Annotated in this window: 22 protein-coding genes and 1 pseudogene; 11 read left to right on the top strand and 12 right to left on the bottom strand. The window is 42.0% G+C overall.

The genetic code is table 11. From position 1 onward, the window contains the following. Window positions 1-9: 9 nt before the first annotated feature. The gene (locus tag C2M33_RS03330; protein ID WP_063704164.1) at window positions 10-474 is read left to right on the top strand and encodes a TlpA family protein disulfide reductase; all 465 of its coding nucleotides are present in this window, start codon (window positions 10-12) and stop codon (window positions 472-474) included. Here C2M33_RS03330 and C2M33_RS03325 read toward each other — a convergent pair. Continuing rightward, entirely contained in the window at window positions 449-2,878 is a 2,430-nt protein-coding gene (locus C2M33_RS03325) for a bifunctional diguanylate cyclase/phosphodiesterase (protein WP_158685553.1), read from the bottom strand. The genes C2M33_RS03330 and C2M33_RS03325 overlap by 26 nt on opposite strands. 255 nt (window positions 2,879-3,133) lie before the next feature. On the opposite strand from C2M33_RS03325, the gene C2M33_RS03320 reads away from it, so the two are divergent. After that, the gene (locus C2M33_RS03320) at window positions 3,134-3,721 is read left to right on the top strand and encodes a DUF4202 domain-containing protein (RefSeq protein ID WP_105173700.1); all 588 of its coding nucleotides are present in this window, start codon (window positions 3,134-3,136) and stop codon (window positions 3,719-3,721) included. 20 nt (window positions 3,722-3,741) lie between these two features. Then, a complete protein-coding gene (locus tag C2M33_RS03315) occupies window positions 3,742-4,257 on the top strand; it encodes a TFIIB-type zinc ribbon-containing protein (RefSeq protein ID WP_105173699.1) in 516 nt (171 codons plus the stop codon). Between the two features lie 57 nt (window positions 4,258-4,314). On the opposite strand, the gene C2M33_RS03310 is transcribed toward C2M33_RS03315, so the two are convergent. Continuing rightward, window positions 4,315-5,313: an NADP-dependent oxidoreductase gene (locus C2M33_RS03310; RefSeq protein WP_105173698.1), complete on the bottom strand. Its 999-nt coding sequence runs from the start codon at window positions 5,311-5,313 to the stop codon at window positions 4,315-4,317. A 181-nt stretch (window positions 5,314-5,494) separates the two neighbouring features. Between C2M33_RS03310 and C2M33_RS03305 the strand changes: the two genes are divergently transcribed. After that, on the top strand, window positions 5,495-5,935 hold the full coding sequence (locus tag C2M33_RS03305; RefSeq protein ID WP_105173697.1) for a MarR family winged helix-turn-helix transcriptional regulator: 441 nt from the start codon (window positions 5,495-5,497) through the stop codon (window positions 5,933-5,935). Here C2M33_RS03305 and C2M33_RS03300 read toward each other — a convergent pair. From C2M33_RS03300 to ndk, 10 genes and pseudogenes are all read right to left on the bottom strand, one after another. Beyond that, window positions 5,932-6,312, bottom strand: a complete 381-nt coding sequence (locus C2M33_RS03300) for a VOC family protein (protein WP_063704185.1) — start codon at window positions 6,310-6,312, stop codon at window positions 5,932-5,934. The genes C2M33_RS03305 and C2M33_RS03300 overlap by 4 nt on opposite strands. Before the next feature lie 112 nt (window positions 6,313-6,424). After that, complete coding sequence (der, locus tag C2M33_RS03295; protein WP_063704187.1) at window positions 6,425-7,894, bottom strand: ribosome biogenesis GTPase Der; 1,470 nt, start codon at window positions 7,892-7,894, stop codon at window positions 6,425-6,427. A 75-nt stretch (window positions 7,895-7,969) separates the two neighbouring features. Beyond that, window positions 7,970-9,148, bottom strand: a complete 1,179-nt coding sequence (bamB, locus tag C2M33_RS03290) for an outer membrane protein assembly factor BamB (protein WP_105173696.1) — start codon at window positions 9,146-9,148, stop codon at window positions 7,970-7,972. A 9-nt stretch (window positions 9,149-9,157) separates the two neighbouring features. After that, the gene (locus C2M33_RS03285; protein WP_063704192.1) at window positions 9,158-9,778 is read right to left on the bottom strand and encodes a YfgM family protein; all 621 of its coding nucleotides are present in this window, start codon (window positions 9,776-9,778) and stop codon (window positions 9,158-9,160) included. A gap of 24 nt (window positions 9,779-9,802) precedes the next feature. Beyond that, a pseudogene (gene hisS, locus C2M33_RS03280) lies at window positions 9,803-11,076 on the bottom strand (histidine--tRNA ligase). A gap of 132 nt (window positions 11,077-11,208) precedes the next feature. After that, entirely contained in the window at window positions 11,209-12,327 is a 1,119-nt protein-coding gene (gene ispG / locus C2M33_RS03275; protein ID WP_054553525.1) for a flavodoxin-dependent (E)-4-hydroxy-3-methylbut-2-enyl-diphosphate synthase, read from the bottom strand. 5 nt (window positions 12,328-12,332) lie between these two features. After that, window positions 12,333-13,202 (bottom strand): RodZ domain-containing protein, encoded by an 870-nt coding sequence (locus C2M33_RS03270; protein ID WP_105173695.1) that lies wholly within the window; start codon window positions 13,200-13,202, stop codon window positions 12,333-12,335. Then, window positions 13,199-15,007, bottom strand: a complete 1,809-nt coding sequence (gene pilW / locus C2M33_RS03265) for a type IV pilus biogenesis/stability protein PilW (protein ID WP_105173694.1) — start codon at window positions 15,005-15,007, stop codon at window positions 13,199-13,201. Before pilW ends, C2M33_RS03270 begins: the two co-directional genes overlap by 4 nt. Window positions 15,008-15,121: 114 nt before the next feature. Next, the gene (locus C2M33_RS03260; protein ID WP_063704202.1) at window positions 15,122-16,252 is read right to left on the bottom strand and encodes a bifunctional tRNA (adenosine(37)-C2)-methyltransferase TrmG/ribosomal RNA large subunit methyltransferase RlmN; all 1,131 of its coding nucleotides are present in this window, start codon (window positions 16,250-16,252) and stop codon (window positions 15,122-15,124) included. A 170-nt stretch (window positions 16,253-16,422) separates the two neighbouring features. Further along, window positions 16,423-16,854 carry a nucleoside-diphosphate kinase gene (gene ndk, locus C2M33_RS03255; protein ID WP_036972405.1) on the bottom strand — a complete coding sequence of 144 codons (432 nt, stop codon included), beginning with the start codon at window positions 16,852-16,854 and terminating at the stop codon, window positions 16,423-16,425. Window positions 16,855-17,095: 241 nt separating this feature from the next. Between ndk and C2M33_RS03250 the strand changes: the two genes are divergently transcribed. The 7 genes from C2M33_RS03250 to trhP all read left to right on the top strand — a co-directional run bounded on the left by C2M33_RS03250 (window position 17,096) and on the right by trhP (window position 26,120). Next, window positions 17,096-17,686 (top strand): hypothetical protein, encoded by a 591-nt coding sequence (locus C2M33_RS03250; RefSeq protein WP_063704205.1) that lies wholly within the window; start codon window positions 17,096-17,098, stop codon window positions 17,684-17,686. Window positions 17,687-18,130: 444 nt separating this feature from the next. Then, window positions 18,131-18,742: a hypothetical protein gene (locus tag C2M33_RS03245; protein ID WP_063704208.1), complete on the top strand. Its 612-nt coding sequence runs from the start codon at window positions 18,131-18,133 to the stop codon at window positions 18,740-18,742. Further along, window positions 18,742-21,363, top strand: coding sequence for a hypothetical protein (locus C2M33_RS03240; protein ID WP_105173693.1), 2,622 nt, complete (start codon window positions 18,742-18,744; stop codon window positions 21,361-21,363). The genes C2M33_RS03245 and C2M33_RS03240 overlap by 1 nt, the downstream gene beginning before the upstream one ends. Before the next feature lie 86 nt (window positions 21,364-21,449). Next, a complete protein-coding gene (locus C2M33_RS03235) occupies window positions 21,450-21,938 on the top strand; it encodes a hypothetical protein (RefSeq protein ID WP_105173692.1) in 489 nt (162 codons plus the stop codon). Window positions 21,939-22,393: 455 nt separating this feature from the next. Next, window positions 22,394-22,975 (top strand): hypothetical protein, encoded by a 582-nt coding sequence (locus C2M33_RS03230; RefSeq protein WP_063704214.1) that lies wholly within the window; start codon window positions 22,394-22,396, stop codon window positions 22,973-22,975. Between the two features lie 12 nt (window positions 22,976-22,987). After that, window positions 22,988-24,535: a S8 family serine peptidase gene (locus C2M33_RS03225; protein WP_105173691.1), complete on the top strand. Its 1,548-nt coding sequence runs from the start codon at window positions 22,988-22,990 to the stop codon at window positions 24,533-24,535. Between the two features lie 196 nt (window positions 24,536-24,731). Beyond that, window positions 24,732-26,120 carry a prephenate-dependent tRNA uridine(34) hydroxylase TrhP gene (gene trhP, locus C2M33_RS03220; protein ID WP_105173690.1) on the top strand — a complete coding sequence of 463 codons (1,389 nt, stop codon included), beginning with the start codon at window positions 24,732-24,734 and terminating at the stop codon, window positions 26,118-26,120. Window positions 26,121-26,178: the final 58 nt, after the last annotated feature.

Here is a 26,178-nt window from a genome sequence, read left to right as displayed (position 1 = left end):
GGAGACTCAATGAAAAAACTAATTTATATCGCCGCTTTGTTATTTTCTGCCCTAACATTTGCAGACACCGCTCCATACAGTGGAGAGATAAGTCGAGATGATTTACTTAAAGACTACGCTGCATTTAGTGAACAGTACAATGAATACACACCGAGTGAAGAAGAGTTAACCACGATAAAAACACTACAAGGTAAGCAAGTTTTGGTGTTTTTAGGCACTTGGTGTCATGACTCAAAACGAGAAGTACCTCGATTTTTAAAACTTCTCGATACAGCGAAAGTACAGTTAGGCTCACTTAAATTAGTGGCTGTTGGCTACGATAAACTTGACCCTGCAGGGTTAGCAAAACAGCACGACTTACTGTATACGCCAACCATTATTGTCCTTGATGGAGAAAAAGAGCTTACCCGTATGATCGAAAAGCCAAAACAAAGCTTGGCAGTGGATCTTACGCAACCGGGTCAAACGCTATAAAATCATCAATAGATAAGGGCATTGAGATTAAGTAACCTTGAATATAATCAATGCCTTTATCACTCACCAATTGCCACTGCTCTGAGCTTTCGACCCCTTCTGCGGTAATCGTTAAATCAAGTTGATGGGCTAAATCACTCATCGTTTGTAAAAATAAACCATCTCGTGGGTTATCCACGCAGTTACAGATAAAAGCACGATCAATCTTAACGTTATCTAGCGGAAACTGCTGAATTGACGACAGTGATGAATAACCTGTTCCAAAGTCATCGAGTGATAAGTTAAAACCCGCTAATTTAAGTTCATGCATTAGGTTTATAGCGTACTGGGTATTTTGAAATAGGGCAGATTCGGTGATCTCAAGATTAATTTTTTGATTAGCTGGGAATAGCTTGGCTTTTTCTTTACTCAGTCGTTTCACTAAATGCACATCAGAGAACTGCTTACGTGAGAGGTTGATCGACACTTTAATATGAATGTTGTTATCAACCATGCGATGGCAATCTTCAGCAACTTTAGCAACAATCCAACGAGACAATAAATTAATGAGCTCAGATTGTTCAGCGATGGCTATAAACTCCACAGGTGACACAAAGCCTCGAACAGGGTGTTGCCAGCGAACCAATGCTTCACAGCCAATCAGTGTACCATCTAGAGTGTTAACGATTGGCTGATACACCATACTTAGCTGCTCGTTAGTCGAAAGCGCATGGCGTAAGTCACTTTCGAGGTTACTTTGTGCAATGAGCTTCTCTTTCAGAGATTGGCTATAAACGGTAAAGGGTTTTTGCGTGCGGGGGCATTCATTCATCGCAATGAGAGCTGTATTGATTTGTTCAGCAGCATCGATGTTTTGTAAATGCGGATAGCCTACGCCAATGTATAAGTGGTAAAAATGAGCGCTACCAGCGGTTTCAATTATGCCGCCGACCTGATGCTGAAATTTGTCTAATAGGGCGGCGAGCTTTTCATCAAAAATAGCTTCTTTTAGTAACATTAAAAAGCAGCCCTGTTTGATATGCGCGCAAAACGCTTGATGTAAGTCAGAAAACTCAATTAGCCGGTTAGCAATGGTCGTTTGTAGTTCATTTAAGTAATCTTGACCGTAAATATCTTCTAATTGTCGATAGCCTTTGATCTCGGCGCACAATAAAGTCAGGCCGCTACTGTATTGGTCTTCAGGGCATAAACTGGCGATATACTTTTCACTGTAATGGCGATTGGCAAGGCCGGTGACTGAGTCAAAGTGGGCTTGCTGATAAAGCTCATGTTGGCGCTGTTTTTCTGCACTGATGTCTTCAATCGTACCTACCAAGGTATTGGTTTTAGGGTTCCATTCTGCGTGCTCGTGAAACCAGCGTTTTTCTCCATTGAGTTTGATTGTGTATTCAATTTCGATTGGGCTACTAGGCTTAGTATGTATAAAATTTAAAAACGTATTTTTATAAAAGCTATCGATTTTTTTACAGACATCCGTAATTGATTGCACTTTGCTTTGTTCTTTAAATAGTGCTTTTGCTTGAGCCGATAATTGCCGAATGCTTTTATCAGGCGACAAATGCCAACTACCCACGCCACTGAGTAACTGAGCTTGTTTTAATTCAAGTGCCTGCTCAGACAGCTCCAAGGTTTGCTTTTGTACGAGCTTTTCGAGGTTTTGCTCGTGTTCCCGTAATCGGCATGTAATCGTAATCAAATAGCAGCTAACCGATGAAAATAGCAGGACAATCAGTAACAGCACTAAAAATTCAACATGCGCCCGATAAGCAAACTCATCTTTAATACCCACAACCCAATGTTGATTTTCAACATCGAGGTTGTAAGTTGACCAGTGGCTTTGCTCAAAACTGTGGTTATTTAAAAGCGGCGCGTAGCTATTCGCTGTTTTTTGCCAAACCTCATAGAGGTGAGGGTGTGAAGTAGTCTCAGGGCTCAAATTTGCTATAAACTCAGGAAAACGCAGCACCGCGATTGCAAAACCCCAAAACTCATTCTGATTAAAAATCGGTAATCGAGCGACTAAGCCTTGACCACCTTGAGCCAACTCTTTAGGTCCATCGATTTGCATTTTTTGCGTATCAATCGCTGTTTGTAATGACGCTTGAATGCTTTGCATCTTGAATAAGTCGATACCAATCACGCTCTCGTGACTGGTTAACGGGTAGCTGTATTTTATTACCCCCTTTGGTGCGAGTTGAATAGTTTGGCTACCATCACTGTGAGTTAAAATCTCTGTGGCAAGGGTTTCGAATTCAGTTTGTGTATATGCAAAGTCACGCATTGCGGCGCGAACAAGGTAGGGGCCAAGGAGTGCGCTATCAAGTGCTTTTTCAAGATTACTGCTGTAACTGTTAAGTGCTGCATTTTGCTCAATTTCATGCATTTCTTGTCTATCGTAAAACACTTTTAGCGCGATAGCCGAAAATAAACAGAAACTGAGAAAAAAAGAAGTAAATAACAACGAAAAATATGTAATATTACGCAAAGGCATCCCTGAATGAGGTATGTATTTAAGTACTAAGTTTGCTTTTAAAAATACTAGTTTAGGGCTACCTGATTGTCTAGCTAAGAGCTAGGATTTTAGTTGAATTTTTAGCATGTTAAAGAATTATTTGTACCTAAATACAATAGATTACAAACTTAAGTAAGATTAAACGCTATGTACCAAGCCGTGATAAAAGCCATAGATGCAGCGAATGCTGTCGATCCAAATCGTGTGAAACAAGATGATCAAGAGTTTGCAAAAGAATCATTATACGCAATGCGTATGACCGATATGCTAAACCGTTTCAATCCACAAGCTGATGAGTTGATGCACATTGCCGCACGAGGTCAACATATTGAGCGCTGGCGCTCTCCTCGCAGTGATTTCCCTATGGGTAAGCAAGGTTATTATCAATGGCGCACGGCTTTATATGATTTCCATGCAGAGCGTGTAACAGCCCTTATGAAAACGGCTGGTTACGCATCAGAAGAGTGTGAGCGTGTATACGCAGCAGTGGCAAAAAAGAATATAAAGCGAAACCCTGATAGCCAATTGATTGAAGACATCGCAAGCCTTGTGTTTATTGAGCATTACATGCTTGATTTTGCAAGTAGTAAGCCTGATTACGATGAGCAAAAATGGTTGGGTATTATTCGTAAAACCTGGCAAAAGATGTCAAACGAAGCACATGACTTTGTGCTAGCTGGTAACATCAGCTTACCAGAGCCACTTAAACCGTTAATAACAAAAGCGCTACATTAATTGTAAAACAAGGATGTATTATGTTTTGCCCGCGTACTAAAACAGCCCTAGAAGCAGTAAGCATTGGCGACGTTAAGGTGTATTTATCAAAAAGTGGAGGCGTATTTTTTGATAACCGACAAATATTCCACTTTAGCGATCCGAATTTAAAACCCGCGCAAGTGCTGCTGGCTCATTTACAAACCCTGCCAACAGAATGTGTTGATTTAGAAAAGCGAATTAATTGTCCGAATTGCCCTGACGTGGTGATGATGCGACGCTTTTTCACCCCACTAAAAGTGGTTGAAATAGACGAATGTCCAAATTGTGCTGCTATTTGGCTTGATCATGGTGAGCTTGAAAAGATCCATGAAAATCATTTAACGCCAAAAGAACGTGAAATGCTGCGTATTGATATGGCCAATAATCATGGTTTTATTCAAGTTAAAATCCCAAAAAGGCGCTACTCAGTTCATGCTGAAAAGCCTGAGTCTAATGCAACGTCATCATTAGAGAAACTAGCAGAACTTGCGTATTTATCGATTTTGAATGACTGATAATGATAATAAGAAGCCTGTACCAACTAAGATACAGGCTTTATTTGTAATTAAGCGTTAAAGCTTAACTAGCATTTTTCCTTTATTTTTACCTTCGAACAGACCAAGAAATGCATCAACGGTATTTTCGATGCCATGGTATACCGTTTCTTCAGATTTAATTTTACCTTCGCTGATCCACGCACCCATTTGCTCAATAAACTCAGGAAACTGATCAAAATAATCAATCACGATAAACCCTTGCATGGTGAGCTTTTTCGAGTTGATATAAAACAGGTTGCTTGGCCCTGGCTGTGCTGTGTCGTTATTGTAACCTGAGATCATGCCACATACAGGAATACGGCCGTAATCGTTCATTACATTGAGTGCGGCTTCAAGGTGATCGCCACCTACGTTTTCAAAGTAAACATCAATGCCTTGTGGTGCCGCTTGTTCAAGGGCTTCTGTTAGGTTTGCGACCGTTTTATAGTTAATTACCGCATCAGCACCTAACGCTTTAACCATCTGTGCTTTTTCGTCAGAGCCAACCGATGCAATCACTTTACAACCTTTTAGCTTGGCAATTTGGCAAACAATGCTACCTACCGCGCCTGACGCTGCTGATACAAACACAGTGTCAGTTTCTTTTAGGTTAATTACCTTTGTTAGACCTGCCCATGCGGTTAACCCGGTCATACCCATGGTACTTAAAAATAGTTGGTCTGGTAGTGGCACGTTTGGCAGTAATGTTAAGTCGCTGCCATTGCTAATGTGCATGGTACGCCAACCGCTAATATGACTTACTTTGCTTCCTACAGGAAAGTCGTCATTGCGCGATTCAATCACTTCGCCGATAGCACCGGCTTCCATTACTTCGTTTAAGTTAAATGGCGCGATATACGATTTACGATCAATCATGCGCGGGCGCATATAAGGGTCAACTGACATCCAGGTATTTTTAATTAACACTTCGCCGTCGTTCAAATCTGGAAGTGTTACGTCTACCTGCGCAAAATTGGCTTGTGTTGGTATACCTGTTGGGCGTGAAACTAAATGAATTTGTTGACTTGTCGCCATATAAACCTCGAATGAACTAGATCAGAATCAATTAATGAATTGTGCAAAATATTTGCGCGCAAACTATTTGCGATCAATTTAATGATCTTTACAGTAAAAGGCAATAGACTGTAGGAAAATAATTTGCGCGCAAACTAAATTGAGGCAATAATACGGCTGTATTTCAGTTTAGGGTAATTACATGAGCAACAACTTATCAGACAATGTGTGTTTCACTTTATATAGTGCAACCAATGCGTTGATCAGAGCGTTTCGACCAATCCTCGAAGCTTATGACTTAACCTATCCGCAATATATTGTGATGCATTCGCTTTGGTATAATAACCAAGTGAGTTTAAAAGCGCTTTCTCATGACACGCACCTCGATTCAGGCACCTTAACACCGATAGTTAAACGCCTTGAATCAAAAGGTTTATTGACGCGTCAGGTATCAAATGAAGATGAGCGTAAAAAAGTAATCTCGTTAACCGAGCAGGGCATGCAGCTTAAAATTGATGCTGAACAATTAACTGCCAAGTTAATGGCGCGCTCAAACATGAGTTTAGAGCGAATCGAGTTACTACGTGAATTAACCCTTGAGCTGCATACTGACCTAACAAAAACGGACCTTACAAAAGGCTAATCTTCTACTAAACACACTAAAGTGCCTTCAATAGCGCGAACATACGCATAATGTTGAGAATCTTTTTTAGTTGGCGGGCACAATGGCTCAGCACCAGCAAGCACTGCTTTATCGTAACTTTCGACTAAATTGTGGCAACTGAATCTTAGCTCAAAACCAAGTGCTGGTTGCTTAGGGTGGGCACGAATATACCCCTGCTTAAAATATGATTGCGCATGCGGGTGGGTTGCAAAAGCAAGTTTAACGGAACCTGTAACAAGTTCACCGTATTCGGCATCGTCACTGATATGATTGGTATTAAAACCAAATGCTTGATAGTAAAAGTCGAGTACTTCTTCTACGTTATCGACGTAAATAACCTGACTTAAAAATGCCATTTATGCAGCTCTATTTATTGTTCGTTTATTAAATAAAGCATAGTTTTAGCAATAAAAAAACCTTGTAAGTCATACTTACAAGGTTTTTTAATACTTAATGCTTACGTGGCAACTACGACTTGTTGCGGTTTTCTTTCGCAAACGCACGGATTTTACGTTTTTGCGATAAGGTCACCTTGTTTGAGCGGCCTGCGTATGGATTATCGCCTTCTCTAAATTCAATTTTGATCGGCGTACCCATGATATTTAATGCTTTACGATAATAGTTCATTAAGTAGCGTTTATAGCTATCAGGTAAGTCATGAACTTGGTTACCGTGGATCACGATACGTGGTGGGTTATAGCCACCTGCGTGAGCATATTTAAGTTTTACACGACGACCGCGAACAAGTGGCGGTTGGTGATCGGCTTGTGCCATATCCATGATACGACGTAGCATCGCTGTGCTAATACGTTTAGTTGCTGATTCGTACGCTTCGTCTACTGATTCAAATAAATGACCCACACCTGTGCCGTGTAAAGCAGAGATAAAGTGTAAACGTGCGAAATCGATGAAACCTAAACGACGGTCAAGCTCTGACTTAATACGTTCTTTAACGTAATCATCAAGGCCATCCCACTTGTTAACAGCAACAACCAATGAACGACCCGCATTTAAAGCAAAACCTAATAGGCTTAAGTCTTGATCAGAAATACCTTCGCGTGCATCAACCACTAAAAGTACCACGTTGGCATCTTCAATGGCTTGTAATGTTTTAATAACTGAGAACTTCTCAACAACATCGCTTACTTTCTTACGCTTACGAACACCCGCAGTATCAATAAGAATGTATTCTTTGTCGTTGCGTGTCATCGGGATATAGATAGAGTCACGGGTTGTACCCGGCATATCGTAAACGATTACACGTTCTTCACCTAAGATGCGGTTTGTAAGTGTTGACTTACCAACGTTAGGGCGACCGATAATAGCAAGTTTTACAGGCTTATCTGCAAAGGCTTGTTCGCTGTCTTCACCTTCTTCATCTTCACTGTAAAGATCAACCAGTTCGTCATCACTTTCTTCAAGCTCTTCACTTTCACCGGCAAGTTCAGCAATAACTGGCTGTAAGGTTGTTTCAAGTAATTGCGTGATACCACGGCCATGCGCCGCAGCAATGTGATGCACGTCACCTAAGCTTAACTGGAAGAATTCTGCGCAGTATGAGTCTGCATCAATACCATCCACTTTGTTTGCTACAACAAAGCATTTCTTCTGTTGTTTACGAAGGTGGTTAGCAATTGCTTGGTCAGCGGCAGTCATACCTGCGCGGGCATCAACTAAAAATAATACGATATCGGCTTCTTCAATCGCGAGTAGCGATTGCTCAGCCATTTCGGTTTCGATACCTTGCTCAGAACCGTCAATACCACCCGTGTCTACCACGATAAATTCATAGCCTTCGTAATCTGCTTGGCCATATTTTCTATCTCGTGTTAAGCCAGGAAAGTCGGCTACGAGGGCGTCACGAGTACGTGTTAAACGGTTAAATAATGTGGATTTGCCCACATTGGGTCGCCCAACAAGAGCGATCACGGGAAGCATAAACTACCTCTTAAAAAAACAACAAAAGGCTTCGCCAAGCGAAGCCTTAGAAAAATAACGTTTACTATTAGTAAGTTAGTTTGGAATTTTAACCGCGCTAACTTCACCATCTCGGGTGTATAAAATTAATTTGTCACCGGCAACAACAGGCTCAATAAAGAAACCTGAGCTGTCAAAGTCTTCGCGCGATACAAGCTCGCCCGTTTCTTTGTCTAACCAGTGTAGGTTACCTTCTTGGTCACCCAGTGCTAAATATTTACCAGCCACAGTTGGGCCTGTTAAGTACCAGCCGCGTAGTGCCGGTTGGCTCCAACGCTCAATGCCTGATGTTTTATCTAGACCGTAAATAACACCATCGCTATCAACAACATAGATAGACTGGCTATCCATCGATAAATCACGGTAGCTGCTGTACTCACGTTTCCAAACAACATTACCTGAACGAATATCAACGGCTGCTAAGTTACCATTATAGGCGATTGCATACGCATATGGACCACTAATTAATGCTTGTGTATCCACATCTACTAAACGTTCAAACTCAGAGGCACCTTTTGGAGAAGCAATTTCAGCACTCCACGCAGAGTAACCATTTTCTGAAATTAATACGCTTAGTTTGCCTGTTTCAAGGCCTAGTAATACACCACCATTTGCTACGGTTGGTGAACTTTGACCACGTAACGTCAGTGGTGGCACTTCTTGTTCAAAGCTCCAACGCTCTTCACCTGTATCTGGGTGTAAAGCTAATAATTTACCTGAGCCTAGGTTTACAAAAATTAAGCCGTCGCCTGCAGCAGGTTTAGCAAGCACTTCGCCTGGCATAGTTTTGCGCCAAACAATCTCACCTGTTTCACGGTCTAGTGCAGTTAAATAACCATGCTCAGAACCAACAAAAATCTTGCCGTAAGCTTGTAAAATACCACCCGATAACTTGGCACTTTCTGTGGTTTCCCAAGGCCAAAAGGCTGGGTTTTCACGAACATCGGTTTCCCACAGAGTATCGCCATTTTCAAGCGATAGGGCTTCAACTTCACCTTCGCGGTTTGCTACATACACAACATCGTTATGAATAGCCGGTGTTAAGCGCGAGAAATAATGCTGAACACCATCACCAATTGATTCTTGCCAAACTACTTCTGTCTCAAATTGATTAACAATTTCAGGCAGTACCAGTTCATCTTCGTCATCACTTGACGAACACCCAGTCAGGGTTGCGATACACAGAGCAAGTGTTGCCGCTGTTAACTTCTTCATCTTAACCCCTTACGCCGCTGGGCTAGTTTGTGCTAAGTCATCAAGTTTAATTTGTAATAACGGGTTGTTTTCAAGGCCGCCATTATCAGCCGCAGCTTGGTATTGGCTGCGTGCTTGGTCTTTGTCGCCTTGTGCAGCATAAACATCGCCTTTTAATTCAGCGACTGCAGCAGCAAATGATGCTGGAAGCTGGGCATTTAGCGTTGTTAGCGCTTGCTCATATTGCTTTTGCGCAAGGTGAACACGAGCAAGGCGCGTTGTTGCCGTTGCTTTAAGCTCAGGGTTTTGCTCGTTGGTGATGATCCAGTTAAGCTTTTCGCTTGCTGCATCAAGGTCATTCTTTTCAACGGCTTCTTTTGCCGCTACAAATGCTGTTAGCGTGCTGTAGCTTGACTCGCTATTATCTTTGATAAACGTATCCGCTTTTTCTAGCACGGCACCGCTTTCAACAAGTTGTGTGAAAGAGTCAGATGCTTTCTCAGCTGTGGTGATTTGGTTTTGGTTATAAGCTTTCCAACCATATAAACCACCTAAACCTGCAACAATACCAATTGCAAGTGCTAAACCATTTTCACGGAAAAAGCGTTTGATCGCTTCTTCTTGTTGTTCTTCTGTTGAATAAATTTCCATGCTTACCTCTGTTGCTAGCTGGGCTTAAATAAGCTCAGCTAGTAGCGTTTTCGCTTCTTCTAGTTTTAAGGTGACTTGTTCTTTACGCTCACGTAAATACTTAATTGTCACAACGCCTTGTTCTAATTCATCTTCGCCGATAATAACCGCTACAAGAGCATCGCTTTTATCTGCGCGTTTTAATTGCTTTTTAAAGTTGCCACCGCCTGCGTGCACCATAACACGAAGACCGGCAACATCTTTACGTAATTGAGCGGCAATGATAGGCGCTTGAATGCTGGCTTTATCGCCCATGGCTGCCAAATATACATCAGCACTACGGCGGATGTCACCTACACATTCGAGTGCTTGAAGTAATAACACTAAACGCTCAAGACCCATTGCAAAACCAACCGCTGGTGTTGCTTTACCGCCTAGTTGTTCAACTAGACCATCGTAACGACCACCGGCGCAAACGGTTCCTTGTGCGCCTAGGCTATCAGTAACCCACTCAAAAACGGTGCGGTTGTAATAGTCAAGCCACGTACAAGCTTTTCATTTACCGTGTATTCGACGCCAGCAGCGTCTAAACGTTCACATAAATTTTCAAAATGTTCTTTTGATTCAGCGTCTAAGTGCTCAGATAGTTTAGGCGCATCAGTTAAAATGGCTTGTACATCAGGGTTTTTGCTATCTAACACACGTAAAGGATTGGTGTGCATACGACGCTTAGAGTCTTCATCAAGTACATCGACGTGTTGCTCTAAGTAAGCAACAAGTGCATCACGATAGTCTGCACGCGCTTCATTTGAACCCAATGAATTAAGCTCCAGACGAACGTGCTCACTGATACCAAACTCTTTCCATAATTGGGCTGTCAGCAAAATAACTTCTGCATCAATATCAGCAGTGGCAATGCCGAATGTTTCTAAACCAAATTGGTGGAATTGACGGTAACGGCCTTTTTGCGGACGCTCGTGACGGAACATCGGGCCCATGTACCATAAACGTTGTTCTTGGTTATACAGTAAACCGTTTTCATTACCTGCACGCACACAGACTGCCGTACCTTCAGGGCGAAGTGTTAAGTTATCGCCATTACGGTCAGCAAAGGTGTACATCTCTTTTTCTACGATATCGGTTACTTCACCGATAGAGCGCTTGAATAGGTCGGTTGATTCAACAATTGGAAAACGAATTTCTTGATAACCAAACGATGAAACTGTTTCACGTAAAATGTCTTCTACTTTCTGCCAAATTTGCGTATCGCCTGGCAGACAATCGTTCATACCACGAACTGCCTGAATTTGTTTTGCCACTGATAAATCCTAAATACTGTACGTGCGCTGAAAAAATCGCGCCTCAAGAAAAACTAAAAATTGACCCGCTATTATACCGTTTGGGTTCTAAAGGTAAACGGCAAACCTGAGGGTTTGCCGAGTATATGCGAATTATTCAACGATTTTGATGTCGATTGGCGTTTCTTTCTCTTTCTTAGCGATAAAGTCACGCACATAGCCTTCAAGTTGGTCGACAATGTTATCGTTATCGATACGTGCTTTTTGGCGCTCGCCATTGATGTATAAGCCTGAGCGACGGTTCGCACCAGCAAGGCCAATATCACTTACAAGTGCTTCGCCCGGACCATTTACCACACAACCAATTACCGACACTGACATAGGTTCAACCACGTCTTCAAGGCGCTCTTCAAGTTGGTTCATGGTGCTTACCACATCAAACTCTTGGCGTGAGCAGCTCGGGCAGGCAATAAAGTTAATGCCGCGTGAGCGAATGCGTAATGATTTTAAAATATCAAAACCCACTTTGATCTCTTGTACCGGATCGGCTGCAAGTGATACGCGCAGTGTGTCACCAATGCCTTCGGCAAGTAGCATACCTAAGCCAACAGCTGATTTAACTGAACCTGAGCGCATACCGCCTGCTTCGGTAATACCTAAATGCAGTGGCTGGTCGATTTCTTTCGCAAGTAAACGATACGCACCGACCGCTAAAAATACATCTGACGCTTTAACAGAGACTTTAAATTGATCAAAGTCTAAACGTTGTAAGATCTCAACGTGACGCATAGCTGATTCAAGTAAAGCTTCTGGCGTTGGCTCACCGTATTTTTCTTGTAAATCACGCTCTAATGAACCGCCATTAACACCAATACGAATAGGAATATTGTGCTCGCGTGCTGAGTCTACAACGGCACGAATACGCTCTTCGCTGCCGATGTTACCAGGGTTAATACGCAAACAATCCGCACCATACTGAGCCACTTTTAATGCAATACGGTAATCAAAGTGAATATCCGTTACCAACGGGATAGTGACCTGTTCTTTAATGCTTTTAAATGCTTCAGCAGCTTCCATGGTGGGTACTGATACACGCACAATGTCGGCGCCAGCATCTTGAATAGCTTGAATTTGTGCAACCGTTGCATCGATATCTAGGGTGTTGGTATTGGTCATCGACTGGACGGCAATCGGTGCACCATCACCAATTGGCACATTACCTACGTTAATACGGGTCGATTTTCTACGTTTAATAGGAGATTCTGAAAACATTGCGGTTACTCTGATAACGGTAAAGTAAATTTAGCTAAACGATTTTTGGCAAGATGTGAAGTATCGACGGCTTGACCTTGAAAAGTAATATCAACCACTTGGTGTTTTCCAAGTACTACACTAAAAGGCTGTGGGCCGGTTACTGTCATAACGTAACCTGCTTTTTTAACACCGAATGCGATGCGATCGCCGTTGCCATCGTGAATTTCTACCCAGCTATCTTCATTGAAGTGCATCACCACTTCGCTGTGCTCAGGATCAGCCTTTTCAGTTTCTGGCTGAGCAGCAACTTGGTTTTGTGCTTCGTTGTTGCTTGTTGGCACATCAGCTTCTGGCTGAACGATTTCTTGCTCGTCGTCAGCGAGTGGTTGAATGGTTTCTTCAGCAGGCGCTTCTAAAGCTAAATCAGGTGAAATCTCACTGCTTTCAAGCTGATTTGGCATCGCAGTCGTTACGGGCTGTTCGATATTCTGGTTGCTATTTTGCCACCACCAAAATACTGACGAGCCAATGATCACCGCTAAAATGAAGTAGCTAAACAGCATTAAACGGCTGTCATGTGCTTCTTTTTCTGTACGGCGAGAAAAGCTCTGCATTTTAGATTTTTTTGCAGGCTCAACGTGCTCTGGCAATAATGCAAGTATGGCTTGGCTATCGATTTTCAGCTCACGGCAATAGCTTCTGATATAACCTTTTACAAAGGTCGTAGGGCCAAGTAATTCGTGCTCGTCGTTTTCTAATCGTTGTAACTGTAAAACGGATAATTTTAATGCACCAGCAAGTTGCTCAAGGCTCTTTCCAGCGTCTTCGCGGCGCTTTTTTAGCGCTTGGCCGAGCGTTTCTTGTGGTTGTTCTAAATTGTTTTCTTCATTCATAATGCGTATGAGTCTGGATCTACCAATAAGAGTCTATGCCCAGGTTCTAGGGCGACATCTGGGCTCAATTTGTTCCAGCGCATTAACTGATCGATCAATACGCTATGCTGTGTGGCTATGCTATAAAGTGTGTCGCCATCATTGATGTCGTGATAAATGTTCGGATCGTTCAAATAAATGCGAGTACCGTTTTGTACACGATCCGATTCTTTTAAGCCATTCCACAGCAAAATCTTCTGTAGTTTAACATTGTATCGCACCGAAATGCTAAAGAGGTTTTCACCATTTTCAATAATATGATACGGGATATTCAGCGCCGGTACATTTGCGTTCAGCATGGGTAAGTTAAGCGGCTCGTTTGTCACGCTAAAGTCAGTGCTATTTGCGGTTGACGCCGTTGTTTGACTGCCATTAAATACGTTTTCGTCTTTTTCTGCTTCGTAAAACACCACAGTGCTGGCATCATTTTTGGTATTTTGCGAGTTTGCTGGCGTTTGTTGTTGAACGCTTGGCGTTTGCGGTGCACCAAATGACACTATGGTCACTTCATCATTACTTTGCGCTGGTGTTTGCGCGTCTGTTTGCTGCTTTGCAATAACAGCGGCCTGTTCAACTTTACGAGAGCTAACCGTTTGGAAACCTTCGTCAGTTGTTTGCTCAGTGAGCGTGTTAGGCGTTGTTTCGCGTGGTTGCACAGAGGCGAGTGACTCTGTTGCTGGTTTCTCTTCGCTGTCTGAGTTTACCTCAGCTGTCACCTGCTTATTGCTTTGCGCTACGATTTCTGGTTCTTGCTCTGCTTGAGTGAGTGTTGGCTCTACTTGTGAAGGTTGAACCTGTGTTGTCTGTACAGGGCTCTGCTGTGCAGTAGCCACTGACGCCTCAGCAACAACGGTTTGTTTAGCAGGTGCCTTTCTTTTCACGATACGAATTTTTGGCTGATCTTTGCTAACCGTGCTGTTATCACTTGATATTTTCAACTCTTCAAGCTGCGCTTGACGATATTTTTCACGCAGAACTTCAAATTCTGAGCGTTTAGTTTGCCCTGATGAAATAGCCCTTGCTTCTACTGAACCTGGGTAGGTTTGTAAAATAATACCTGCGGTTGTTTCGGCTTTTTCGATATGGCCCATACGTTGCTGAATAAGGTAGCTAAGCATAAGTGCGCGAGGGGTCACGCGACCGGTAGATTCGTATTTTTCAATCACGTCTTCAGCTTTATGAAGGTCGCTTTTCGCGTAATACAAACCGGCAAGGCTAATCATTGAAGAAGGGCGCTGCGAGCTGTGGTTTAGCGCTGATTTTAGGTATTTTTCTGCGTTTTCAAAGTCATCAAATTCAATCGCGCATAAGGCTAAGTTTTCGTAACTTTCAGCTACACGGATATAGCTAGGAACGGCAATTGCCTTAAGAAGCTCTTCTGCTGCACGGTCGTATTTGCCAATGCCACATAAAAAGACACCATAATTGTTTAAGGTGTTTGGATCATTCGGGGCGATTTTTAAAGCGCGTTGATAGGCTTTATCAGCGAGATCAGGTTCATCAACCTGTTGATAGTAATAGGCTAAAGAGTAGTGGACTTCAGGAAGGTCAGGTGCAAATTCTGCGGCACGTTCTAGATTATATTTTGCTTGCGAGTTGTTGCCCGTTTTTAAGTACTGTAACGCAAGGGCGATACGAGTACGAGCAGCACCAGTATTATTAATCTTTTTTTCTACAACGGGTCTGTCGCTTCCGTCGTAGCTGTTTTCTGTAACACACCCTGTTAATGCGAATGCACTAACAGTAATGGCAAGTATAGAACGCATTACCTAATCTCTTCTTTGATTCCGTATGCCTATCTTACCGAAAAGCCTTTGTGTTGCATCTATTATTTTAAAAATAACGAGTTTGTCACAAAGGCTTGTCTTTAAATATGTCGCTTATGCTTGGTGAACATTTACCGCAATTGCGTTATCTTCGCGCATTTTCTTTTTCGCTAAACGTTTTGTACGGTCAACAACGTCACCCACTAATTGACCACAGGCAGCATCAATATCATCACCACGAGTACGGCGAACAATACAGGTGATACCCGCAGCTTGTAGTACTTTAGAGAAACGGTCAATTCGGCTGTTGCTTGAACGGCCATATTCGTTACCTGGGAATGGGTTAAACGGGATCAGGTTCACTTTTGAAGGTGTTCCTTTTAATGTTTTAACCAATTCGTGTGCTTGATCTGTGCTGTCGTTCACACCCTGTAGCATAACGTATTCGATAGTCACATCTTTGTTTGCTTTAGAGCCGTCGATATAACGACGACACGCTGCTAAAAACTCTTCAATCGGGTACTTTTTATTAATTGGTACCAGTACATCACGCAGCTCATTGTTTGGCGCGTGAAGTGAAATAGCCAGCGCTACGTCAATTTTCTCTTTTAATAAATCAAGAGCAGGCACCACACCTGAGGTGCTTAATGTAACGCGACGTTTTGATAAACCAAAACCCCAGTCGTCCATCATAAGTTCCATTGCGGGTACGACGTTTTTAAGGTTGAGTAGTGGCTCACCCATACCCATCATTACCACGTTAGTCACAGGGCGCTTAGTACTGTCGCCGTCTAAACCAATGTCTTTCGCTACACGCCAAACTTGACCAATGATCTCAGACACCGCTAGGTTACGGTTAAAGCCTTGTTGTGCTGTAGAGCAGAACGTACATTCAAGGGCACAACCTACTTGTGAAGATACACATAAAGTTGCACGGTCTTTTTCTGGGATCCAAACAGCTTCTACTTCTTGGCCACCTTTAAGTAAAAGTGCGTATTTGATGGTGCCATCACTTGCTACTTGCTTAACTGAGATCTCAGGAGCAACAATTTCACATTCAGCTTTTAGTTTTTCTTTCAGCTTTTTGTTGACGTTTGTCATGTCGTCAAAATTGTCGACGCCAAAATGATAAATCCATTTCATCACCTGATCACCACGGAATGGCTTTTCACCGAATGATACAAAAAGCTCACGCATTGCATCTCGGTTTAAATCTAATAAATTAATCTTTTTTTCAGTGGTCATGAAACAACCTCAATCAGTGACGGTGGTAAGTAGTTTGGGTGCGCGATTGTACATTATTTAATCGACTTAGTCATTAGCTAAACAGATTTACAATAGGCTTAGCTAATGACTAAAAAAGGGCCCGAAAGCCCTTTTTCTTCTGCATCACAGACTTAGCTGTGAACTCGAAATTAACGAGTACGTGGGCAGATTTCTTCGTCAGCGAAGAAGTATGCGATTTCACGTGCAGCTGATTCAACAGCGTCAGAACCGTGAACAGCATTTTCGTCGATGCTGTCTGCGTAGTCAGCACGTAAAGTACCAGCTAGTGCTTCAGCAGGGTTAGTAGCACCCATGATTTCACGGTTTTTAAGTACTGCGTTCTCACCTTCAAGAACAGTAACCATTACTGGACCAGATGTCATGAACTCAACTAAAGCACCGAAGAAAGGACGCTCGCTGTGCTCAGCGTAGAAACCTTCAGCTTTTTCTTTTGAAAGGTGAACCATTTTAGCTGCAACGATTTTAAGACCCGCAGTTTCGAAACGGTTGTAGATAGCACCGATGTGGTTTTTAGCAACTGCATCAGGTTTTACGATTGAAAAAGTACGCTCTAAAGCCATCTTTATGCTCCAATAATTTTTAAATTTAAAGGTTAAATATTAACGGGCGCGAATTATACGCGCTTTACGTGAAAATTCCTAATTTTATTAAATAGTCATTTGATGGCATTTTCATGAACCCTCACTACGTATAGCAAATTGAGTATAAAAAATGAGCGTGCTTGCACCGCTAAGCACTTGTTATGAGCAGTTTAATAAGTAATTATTATCTTAGGAAATGACAAAACTAATAAGGACAATTATGAAAAAACTTTTACTGGTCAGTTTACTCGCAAGTTGTTTAGCGGGTTGTAATTCAGACTCAAATGATGAGCTAACATGCCACCCTTTTCCCCTGGCAATCGATATTGATAATTATGTTGTCACCCCAGGGCAAAACGAGGCTAACACAGCACTCGCTTATGATGCCTATATCATAAAATTAGGCGGTGCTGGCGAAGGCGTTTATAGTGAAGGAGATGAGCCTGACCCTAATAAAGAATATGCAGACTGTCCTATCCCAGCAGTGGTATTAGGGAGCGCGAATACCATTACAGCTATTAATATTTACTCAAGCGCTGATTACAACAGTGAGCTCACCGCGGGTACGAGTTTAAATAGCCTGTTTGATATCAAAGAAATGTATAATAGTGATTTTGATTATTACAGTGATGGCAACTATGCCAGTGTTGAAGACTTCGCAAGCGTATTCCCCACGACTGCACCTATATTTATTGAACTAAAACCTAACCAAGCTCCAGAAGTTGAGAGTAGTCATATTTTTTATATCGATATAAGTTTTGCAAATGGCAAAACCTTTGCGCTTGAAACTGAAGAAGTGCAGCTTTTTTAAATTGCTATTAATCAGCTATTGTCAGCGGGGCTTCTCTGCTGACATACCCAATCTCTACTCGCTTACAATTTGCTCATCCAGCTAAGCTAATTGGTATAAATTTACCTGCTCCATTACACATTTAAAAAATGTAAAAACACCACTTTGCTGTTAACCTTTTGTTCACTTTGTCATGGGTAAGCTAATTACCCATGATAAAGTGGCGCTATCTTAAACTGTTGAAAATAATTGATTTTTACTTTCGCGTGTGAATTTAATCTATCTTTTCAGAGAAAAATAGCAATAATAAAATTGTAATCGAAATGTTAAATTTAAGTGTACAAAACGCTACATGGTTTTTCGTGAATTCCTGAACTTATTCAATCATAAAATATTAGTGAGTTGATTTTTTCTAAACAAAAAATATCACTTTTATTTTAATTTGAATAATCAAAGGAGAGAATAATGAAACTACGCAGTGCACTTTCTAAGTTGTCATGCGCGTCAGCTTTTGCACTTGGCACCATGCTGACTTTGAGCCCCGCAGCCAATGCAATGAAACTAAAACAACAAAACTTACAAGAGATGGCTGTTGAGTCACAGAGCATTATTGCTGGCCAGGTGGTAAGCGTAACAGATGGTTTTGATAACAATCGTCCCTATACCGAAGTGACTATTCAGGTTTCGTCAGATGCAAAAGGCAAGTTAAAAGACGATTCAAATTATACTTTTCGTCAGTTTGGCCTGATAAAACCCCGTTCTATGGGCAATGGCAAAGTGTATTTAGGCGCAACGCCTGAAGGTTTTTCTAAATGGCAAGAAGGCGAACAAGTGATTGCCTTTATGTATAAGCCAGCATCAATCACAGGGTTTCAAACGACCGTAGGCCTTGCTCAAGGTAAATTTGTAGTGCGCAACGGCAAAGTAGAGAACATTTTTGCTAACAAAGGTGTTTTTGAAGGGTTAGATACCAGCAGCTTATCAGCAGAGCAACAAAATCTTTTAACCACACCAGGTGCAGTCGATGTGGGAGTTTTTATGGATTTAGTAGGTAAACTGTCTGGAGTACAACAATAATGAAATTTTCTAAAATCGCAGCAGCATTAACCCTTGCAACTATTTCGACAGGTGCGTTAGCCGGTGGCCCACTCTATATTCATGAACCGACAATGCAGCCATATAAATGGGACACCTCAAAAGGCAGTATTCCAGTGTGGACAGATGGCGGCCAACTTATCAAAGATAAAGACGGTAACGATGTCGAAACCTTCACTGTACTTGAAAAAGGCACTGTTTTTAACGTTGATGTTGCTTTACCTGATGGCACAGTGATCCCTGCATACACTGAACTGGACCGAGATTATACCTTTTTAACGATTGAGCAAGCCAACAAAGTAACGGCGAATGCTGTGAAAGAGTGGTCTGATGTAGAAACGTCAACTTTCGAGATGTCAGTACAGGGCACGATTTTTGAGAAAACAGGCATTGCGGATGTGACTGCAGAAAATGTTGATCAAATTTATGGTGTTGAGAATGGTTATGGCTTTTGGGTCAATTACGACACTGATGGTGGCATTTTAGAAAACTATTTTGGTGTGCCGAGAAGCGCTGTTTTAGGTATTGCATTCCCTGAATGGGCCGACGAAGAAACTGGCGAAATTATCGAAGCGACAGCTTTAATGAATGGCTGGTTTGTTGATATTAGTGATACCGATGGCACGCAAGTTGGTGGGGTATTCACCCATGAGTTTGGCCATGCGATCAATATGTCTCACTCACAAGCAAATGGCCATTTAGTGTATATGTCGGCAAGCTATAGTCCGCAATACGACGGTGTACCAGGTTGTGAAGGTGTCACTAAATTTACCAGCTCTAGTATGTTAGATTATTCTGCTATTGAGACGATGTTCCCGTTTATTAATGTGCGCGGCAGTGCTGGTGCAAATCAACACACCATTAATGTGAAAGATGACATCGTTAATATCTCAGATCTTTATCCTTCTGCGCAGTACAAATCACAGTTTGGCTCTATTCAAGGTAAGCTCTTAACAAAAGAGGGAGTAGAGTACTCAGGGGTGAATTTAATAGCGCGTAACCTTGATAACCCTTACGAAGATGTGATCAGCCAACAGTCAGGTAACATGACACAAGGCCGTATCGGCCCAGATGGCTCATTCACTATTAATGGCTTAACGCCAGGTGCTCGTTATGCTCTTTATACTCAAGAGATCAATGCAGGTGGCTACCCAACTCAGCAAACGAATATTCTATCTGAAGCTGAATATTGGAACGACAACGAAAGTGCAAACCCGGGGATAGATAATGCCTGTGCGATGACAGAGATAGTTGTTTCAGCAGGTGAAACTAAACAGCTTGAGATGTACTTCAACGGTTATCAAGATGGTATTCAATATACGCCACTGATTTCAGCGTTTGTAATGGATCACGCTAAAAACGGTAAAAAAGCACTTGGAACAACCTCTTCGGGTATTCCTTTCTTATACGACAGTGCGACTAATTCGTTTGATACTTTAGTAAGCCCTGATGGCTACGCTTTATTGAGTTCTACAAGCACAGCAATGAACAAAACAGCCACTAAAGCTGCCATTACCGCACACTTTAATGATAATGGCGTGATGCAAGGCGGTGTCTGGGATATAAACTCTGGCAAAGTATCAATGCTTGAAGATTTAACGGGGAATAGTTGCTCGCTTTCAAGTCAGCAGGGGCAAAGCTCACATAGCATCTGGGATATGGATGATGATGGTAAGCTGATTGTTGGTACAACACGCTTCCCATACGATGGTTCAAATCGCTGTGCTGAAGGCGAAGCAGCACGTTCAGTTGGTATGCCTACTGTTTGGGATGCAAACACTGGTAAAGCAAGCGTTTTACCTGGCACCCAAATGGTTGACCGTTCTTATGGCAGCGGTAAAGAAATCGCTATTATGAATGGCGATGAGGAAATTCGTCGTACGGCATGGGCGCGAGCAGATCGTATCTCTGGTAATGGCAAAACCATTACAGGTTCAACCAATGGCTTTACGCAAATTGCTTGGGTGAATGGCGAGCTTGTAGATACCTACACGGAGTTTGGTGCAATCGACAATTCAGTGATGTCTGAAAATGGTCGTTATGTCGCTTTTGGCGCCATCGAAAACCGTCGCCCTGCTGGCGTAAAAGTATGGGATACAGTAACCAATACAACTCAAAAAATTGGTAGCTTACGTTGGTGTGACAACATTCCTGCGATTAATTTCTGGACCAACTATTGCGACCTAGGCTACAGCCATGAAGAATTAGTTGAACTAGGATTTGGCTTACCTTCAGTGATGGTTCTTGATGCAAATGAGGACCTATCGATGATCACCGGACGCGCTGGTAGCCCTCTATCTGGTGGTTTTGTTGGCGCCATTTATTTAAAAGGTATTGGCTGGATGTCATCAGCAGAGTTCTTTGCTAAGCAAGGTGTTACCGAAGCGAAAGGCTTGCTTACCGATAACATGTTTGGTCTAAGTGCTGATGGTTCTGAGATCATGGCTGGCATTGCTGGCGCAGTGTTATCAATAGAAATTGACGCGAATAAGGCATTTGTATGTGATAACGGCCGCGACCGTGAACTTAGCTTCCCTAAGCAAGTGGTTGATGCGGTGTCAGCAGGTGCTGAATTTGGCCGCTGTGCGCATATTAATGACTAATACTATGTTGTGTTAAGCGCTTAAAGGTCCGGCTAGTTGGCTGGGCCTTTATTTTATTTCAATATCTTTGTAACAAAGGCCTGCTAATGTATAAAAGTTCATTAATAACAATAATGTGGTTGTGTCTTCTAAGCTTTATTCCTGATCAAGCATGTGCGCAAACCCATCAAGCTGCAAGCTCAAGCAACAAAGGGTTTAATGTTCCTGAAGAGCTATTGACCACATGGGAGCTAGATGAAGCGGCTTCAATGGAATATGCAAAAAAGTCTGCGCACTGGAATGCACATATCGCTAATTTGATGCCGAAATTAATCGCAACAAATAAACAAATTAAATATCGCTTTAATCAGAATGAAATGGTCAATATTGAGGCTGCAAAAGAGCACGAGCTTGCCATTAGTTTGATTAAGCAAACACTGACGTTATATATGTTCAAATTTGAATTCGACGATAAGCCAAAGCAATTGCAAGTGATAAAAGCCGCAGGTGGGCGGATCAATATACAGGCCGATGGCCTACTTGGTTATCAGTTTTTATTGTGGAAAAAACGCCGAGAACGCTTAACTGGCGTATAAAAATATCAATGTTAAGGGCTTTGCTGTTAACATTAGCAAATCCAAACCAATTACCCTGGATAGTTAATTGAGTTTGATCTAAAAAGGTGGCCATAGGATTGGTCACCTTTTTCTTTTCTGTATAAGTCCTTACTTAGTCTAATTTTTATAATGTTAAAGTGCTAGGTCACATCTGGGTTTTTAATATTTAAGTGCTTGATTACACTTTGGTACAGATTGATACACTTTTATTTTTTGTAAATAAATATTTAACGGTATGTTAATTAAGGCGTTTTTTTACAATTAATTTAATCGTTTTTTTTGCCATGGTTTTTACCCTTTTTAGTGTGTTGAATTCTCATTTCACTTCCTCTATTACTTATTTTGTCACTCATAACTAATTGTATAAATTAAATATATTTTATTATTGAGTGGTTTTAGCTGTTTTTAATAAAAACAAACAACAAGGAATTAATATGAAAAAAACGCAGTTAGGTTTGTTAATCACATCATTCGCTATTATGGGTGGATGTGCAAAGTTAGACGCTCAAGTTAACGCTGGCGGCACTCTTAATTCAAAGGGAGGGGCTGGAAAAGCTGTGTTTACAGCACATGCAGCTCGTTGTGATGGAGAAGTAAGCGGAAAAGTAAATTACAAAGATGTAACTGCGTTAGATTGGCAACAATCTGGAGGAGTATCATTTAACGCACAGGTTTATGGTGCAGGCTTATGTAGTGAAGATCCAGTGTCGCCTGATGGGGCAGAGTCTGGTGATGAGCGATTATTCTGCAAACAAGATATTTGCACTGAGGGGATGTATCAAGTTGAGTTTAATTATAACTCAACCAATCCTAGCCTGCCTGGAGAGGGGGTTGGCTTTGCATGCATGATGGATATTTCTGAAGGTATTAAATCTGGATTTGGTGCAAATGGGTTATTGAATGTGATGTTACTCGAGTCTGGTCCATACCAAGGCTATAACAATGCCGGAACCATAAGTGGCAATGTACAAGTGAAAGATTGCCCAAGTAGCAAAAATGACGACAACGCAGAGTAGAGAAGGAGTTTAATGATGATAAATAAAAAAACAGTTTTAGCGGCAAGCATTGCTCTTGCTTATAGTTTTCCTTCTTTAGCTGATCAATCTATGCGAATTGTTCTAGAAGCAAATAGTAATAAAGTCTCTGCGCTTAAATCGGAGTTGTTATCAAATAATATTAAAATAGAAAAAGAGCTTAGTTCACTAGAAAGTTTTGCAATTTCGATTGATAAAACTCAGTTAGCCAATGTTACAGGGCTTACAAACGTAAAGACTTTTTACCCTGACGTACCAAGAAAGTTAATGTCTGAAGGCGCTTCGCAATATATTCCGTATGGTTTAGCGATGGTTCAAGCTGATCAAGTTCAATACCAAGGCGGACAAAAAGTGTGTGTAATCGATAGCGGTTATGCCTTAGAACACCCAGATTTGCCGAGTGCTGGTGTTACAGGCTCAGACGATGGCGGTGCTGGAGTGTGGTATCAAGATCCATTTGGTCATGGCACTCATGTTGCGGGCACGATTGCTGCAATCGACAATGAGTTTGGTACGACAGGGATTGTCGATGATCACTCTCTTGATATGCACATTGTGCGTGTTTTTTCTGGTAATGGTAGCTGGGCTTACGCTTCAGATTTAGCTGGTGCGATTGATGAGTGTCAACAAGCTGGTTCAACGGTTATTTCGATGAGCCTTGGTGGAAAATATTCAAGCCCGATTGAAGAAAAAGCGTTAGATAAAGTTGCTCGTGCGAATATATTAATGGTTGCGGCAGCAGGAAATGCTGGTGAAGCTTCACATAGCTATCCTGCATCTTATGACAGTGTGATTTCAGTTGCAGCGGTTGATAGCACTAAAAATCATGCAAGCTTTTCTCAGCGAAGCAGTCAAATTGAACTAGCAGCGCCAGGCGTTAATGTTTTCTCAACTGTGCCTGTTGACCGCGCGCGCTTTTCAAAATTTAATGTCACGCAAGATACTGTTAATTTCCAATATTATGGTATGGATGGTTCGCGTTTTGGTACTGTGACAGGGGAGCTAGTTGATTGTGGTTTAGGTACTCAAAGCTGTGGAGATGTAACAGGAAAAATCTGTCTAATCGAACGAGGGGAAATTCCGTTTTATAAAAAAGTAGAGCAGTGTGAAGCGGATGGCGGTGTGGGAGTTATCATTCGAAATAATAACCAAAGCCAGCTAATCGGCACTATTAACCCTACTTCTATGATTGCTGGCTCTGTGACAAGAAATGAGGGTCTTAATTTAATGGACAACCTCGGTAAGAAAACCACAATAACAGTCGCTGAGTTTTCAGATCATGACTTTAAATCAGGTACTTCGATGGCAACTCCCCATGTTTCCGGCGTAGCTGCATTGGTATGGAGTAATTATCCTGAGTGTTCTGCGAATGGCATTCGGTTAGCACTGAGGGCATCTGCCGATGATCAGGGAGATATGGGTTATGATCATGCTTACGGCTGGGGCATAGTGCAAGCAAAAGCGGCTGTTGATTATATCGCTGAAAATGGATGTAAAGCATCTAATAACGTATTACGTGGCGGAGATGGCTCAGCCCACTAACTACTCCCCTATATTGTTGTTATGACCAAAGCGCTTATGGCGCTTTTTTCGTTTGTCACCTACTCAACAATAAGCTCTATGAATCAATCATGATCTAGATCAATAAAATTACTGGGCAGGTTATTATACTGCCGCGCTTCATTATTGTATTAATTCATGCAACCGATTTGTACTCGGTTCGATGTGTGGAGCTTTCATGTCGTCACCTATTTTGACCCCTCGCCCTTTTACGCCTGAGTTGTTATCACCTGCGGGTAGTTTAAAGAATATGCGTTATGCCTTTGCTTATGGTGCAGATGCCGTTTACGCTGGCCAACCTCGTTATAGCCTTCGTGTTCGTAACAATGAGTTTGACTTAGATAACCTGCAAACCGGTATCAACGAAGCGCATGCGCAAAATAAAAAATTATATGTAGTGTCGAACATTGCTCCTCATAATGCCAAGGTAAAATCGTACTTACGCGATATTGAGCCTGTCATTGAGATGCAGCCAGATGCGCTGATCATGTCAGATCCTGGGCTTATCATGCTAGTGCGTGAGAAATGGCCAGATATGCCGATTCACTTATCTGTGCAGGCCAATGCGGTGAACTATGCCACTGTGAACTTTTGGGCTCAGCAGGGCATTGAGCGAGTCATTTTATCGCGCGAATTATCGCTTGAAGAAATCGCTGAAATTCGTGAGCTATGCCCAAATACAGAACTTGAAGTGTTTGTTCACGGTGCACTTTGCATGGCGTACTCTGGCCGTTGTTTGTTATCGGGTTATATTAATAAACGCGATCCAAACCAAGGAACGTGCACTAATGCATGTCGTTGGAACTACGATGTGAAACCAGGCACCGAAAATGAAACCGGCGAAATGGTGCATAAAATCGACCCTAAAGCGGTGATCCCAACCCTAGGTGATGGTGCGCCAAGTACCGAAGTATTCATGCTTGAAGAGCAGGGCCGCCCTGGTGAATACATGCCTGCTTTTGAAGACGAGCATGGCACTTACATAATGAACTCAAAAGATTTACGTGCAGTTCAATATGTTGATCAACTAACGAAAATGGGCGTGCATAGTTTAAAAATTGAAGGCCGTACCAAGTCTTTCTACTATGTTGCTCGTACTGCACAAGTGTATCGTAAAGCCATTGATGATGCCGTTGCTGGTCGTCCATTTGACGCAAACTTATTTAAAACTCTTGAGAACTTAGCGCATCGTGGTTATACAGAAGGGTTTTTAAAACGCCACGCACATCAAGACTATCAAAACTATGAGTATGGTCATTCGGTGTCAGATAAACAGCAGTTTGTGGGTGAAGTATTAGGTCGCAACGATAATGGCTTAGTTGAAATTGATGTGAAAAATAAGTTCTGTACTGGTCATTCACTTGAGCTTATGACACCAAAAGGCAACATCAACTTTAAGTTGGATTTTATGGAAAACAAAAAAGGCGAAGCCATTAGCGATGCAAAAGGTTCTGGCCATATTGTTAAAATTCCTCTGCCAGAAGATATCGATTTAGATCACGCAATTTTGATGCGTAATCTCGATGCCGACCAAGACACCCGCAATCCATTCAATAAAGCTAAATAGAAGATGCGCTAAGTCATACTTAGCGCATTTACCTCATCTTTTTTGGTATTTCACTGTC

Source organism: Pseudoalteromonas sp. T1lg122 (genome assembly GCF_002964825.1).
Lineage (GTDB): Bacteria > Pseudomonadota > Gammaproteobacteria > Enterobacterales > Alteromonadaceae > Pseudoalteromonas > Pseudoalteromonas gelatinilytica.
This window is presented reverse-complemented; position numbering and strand designations above follow the sequence as displayed.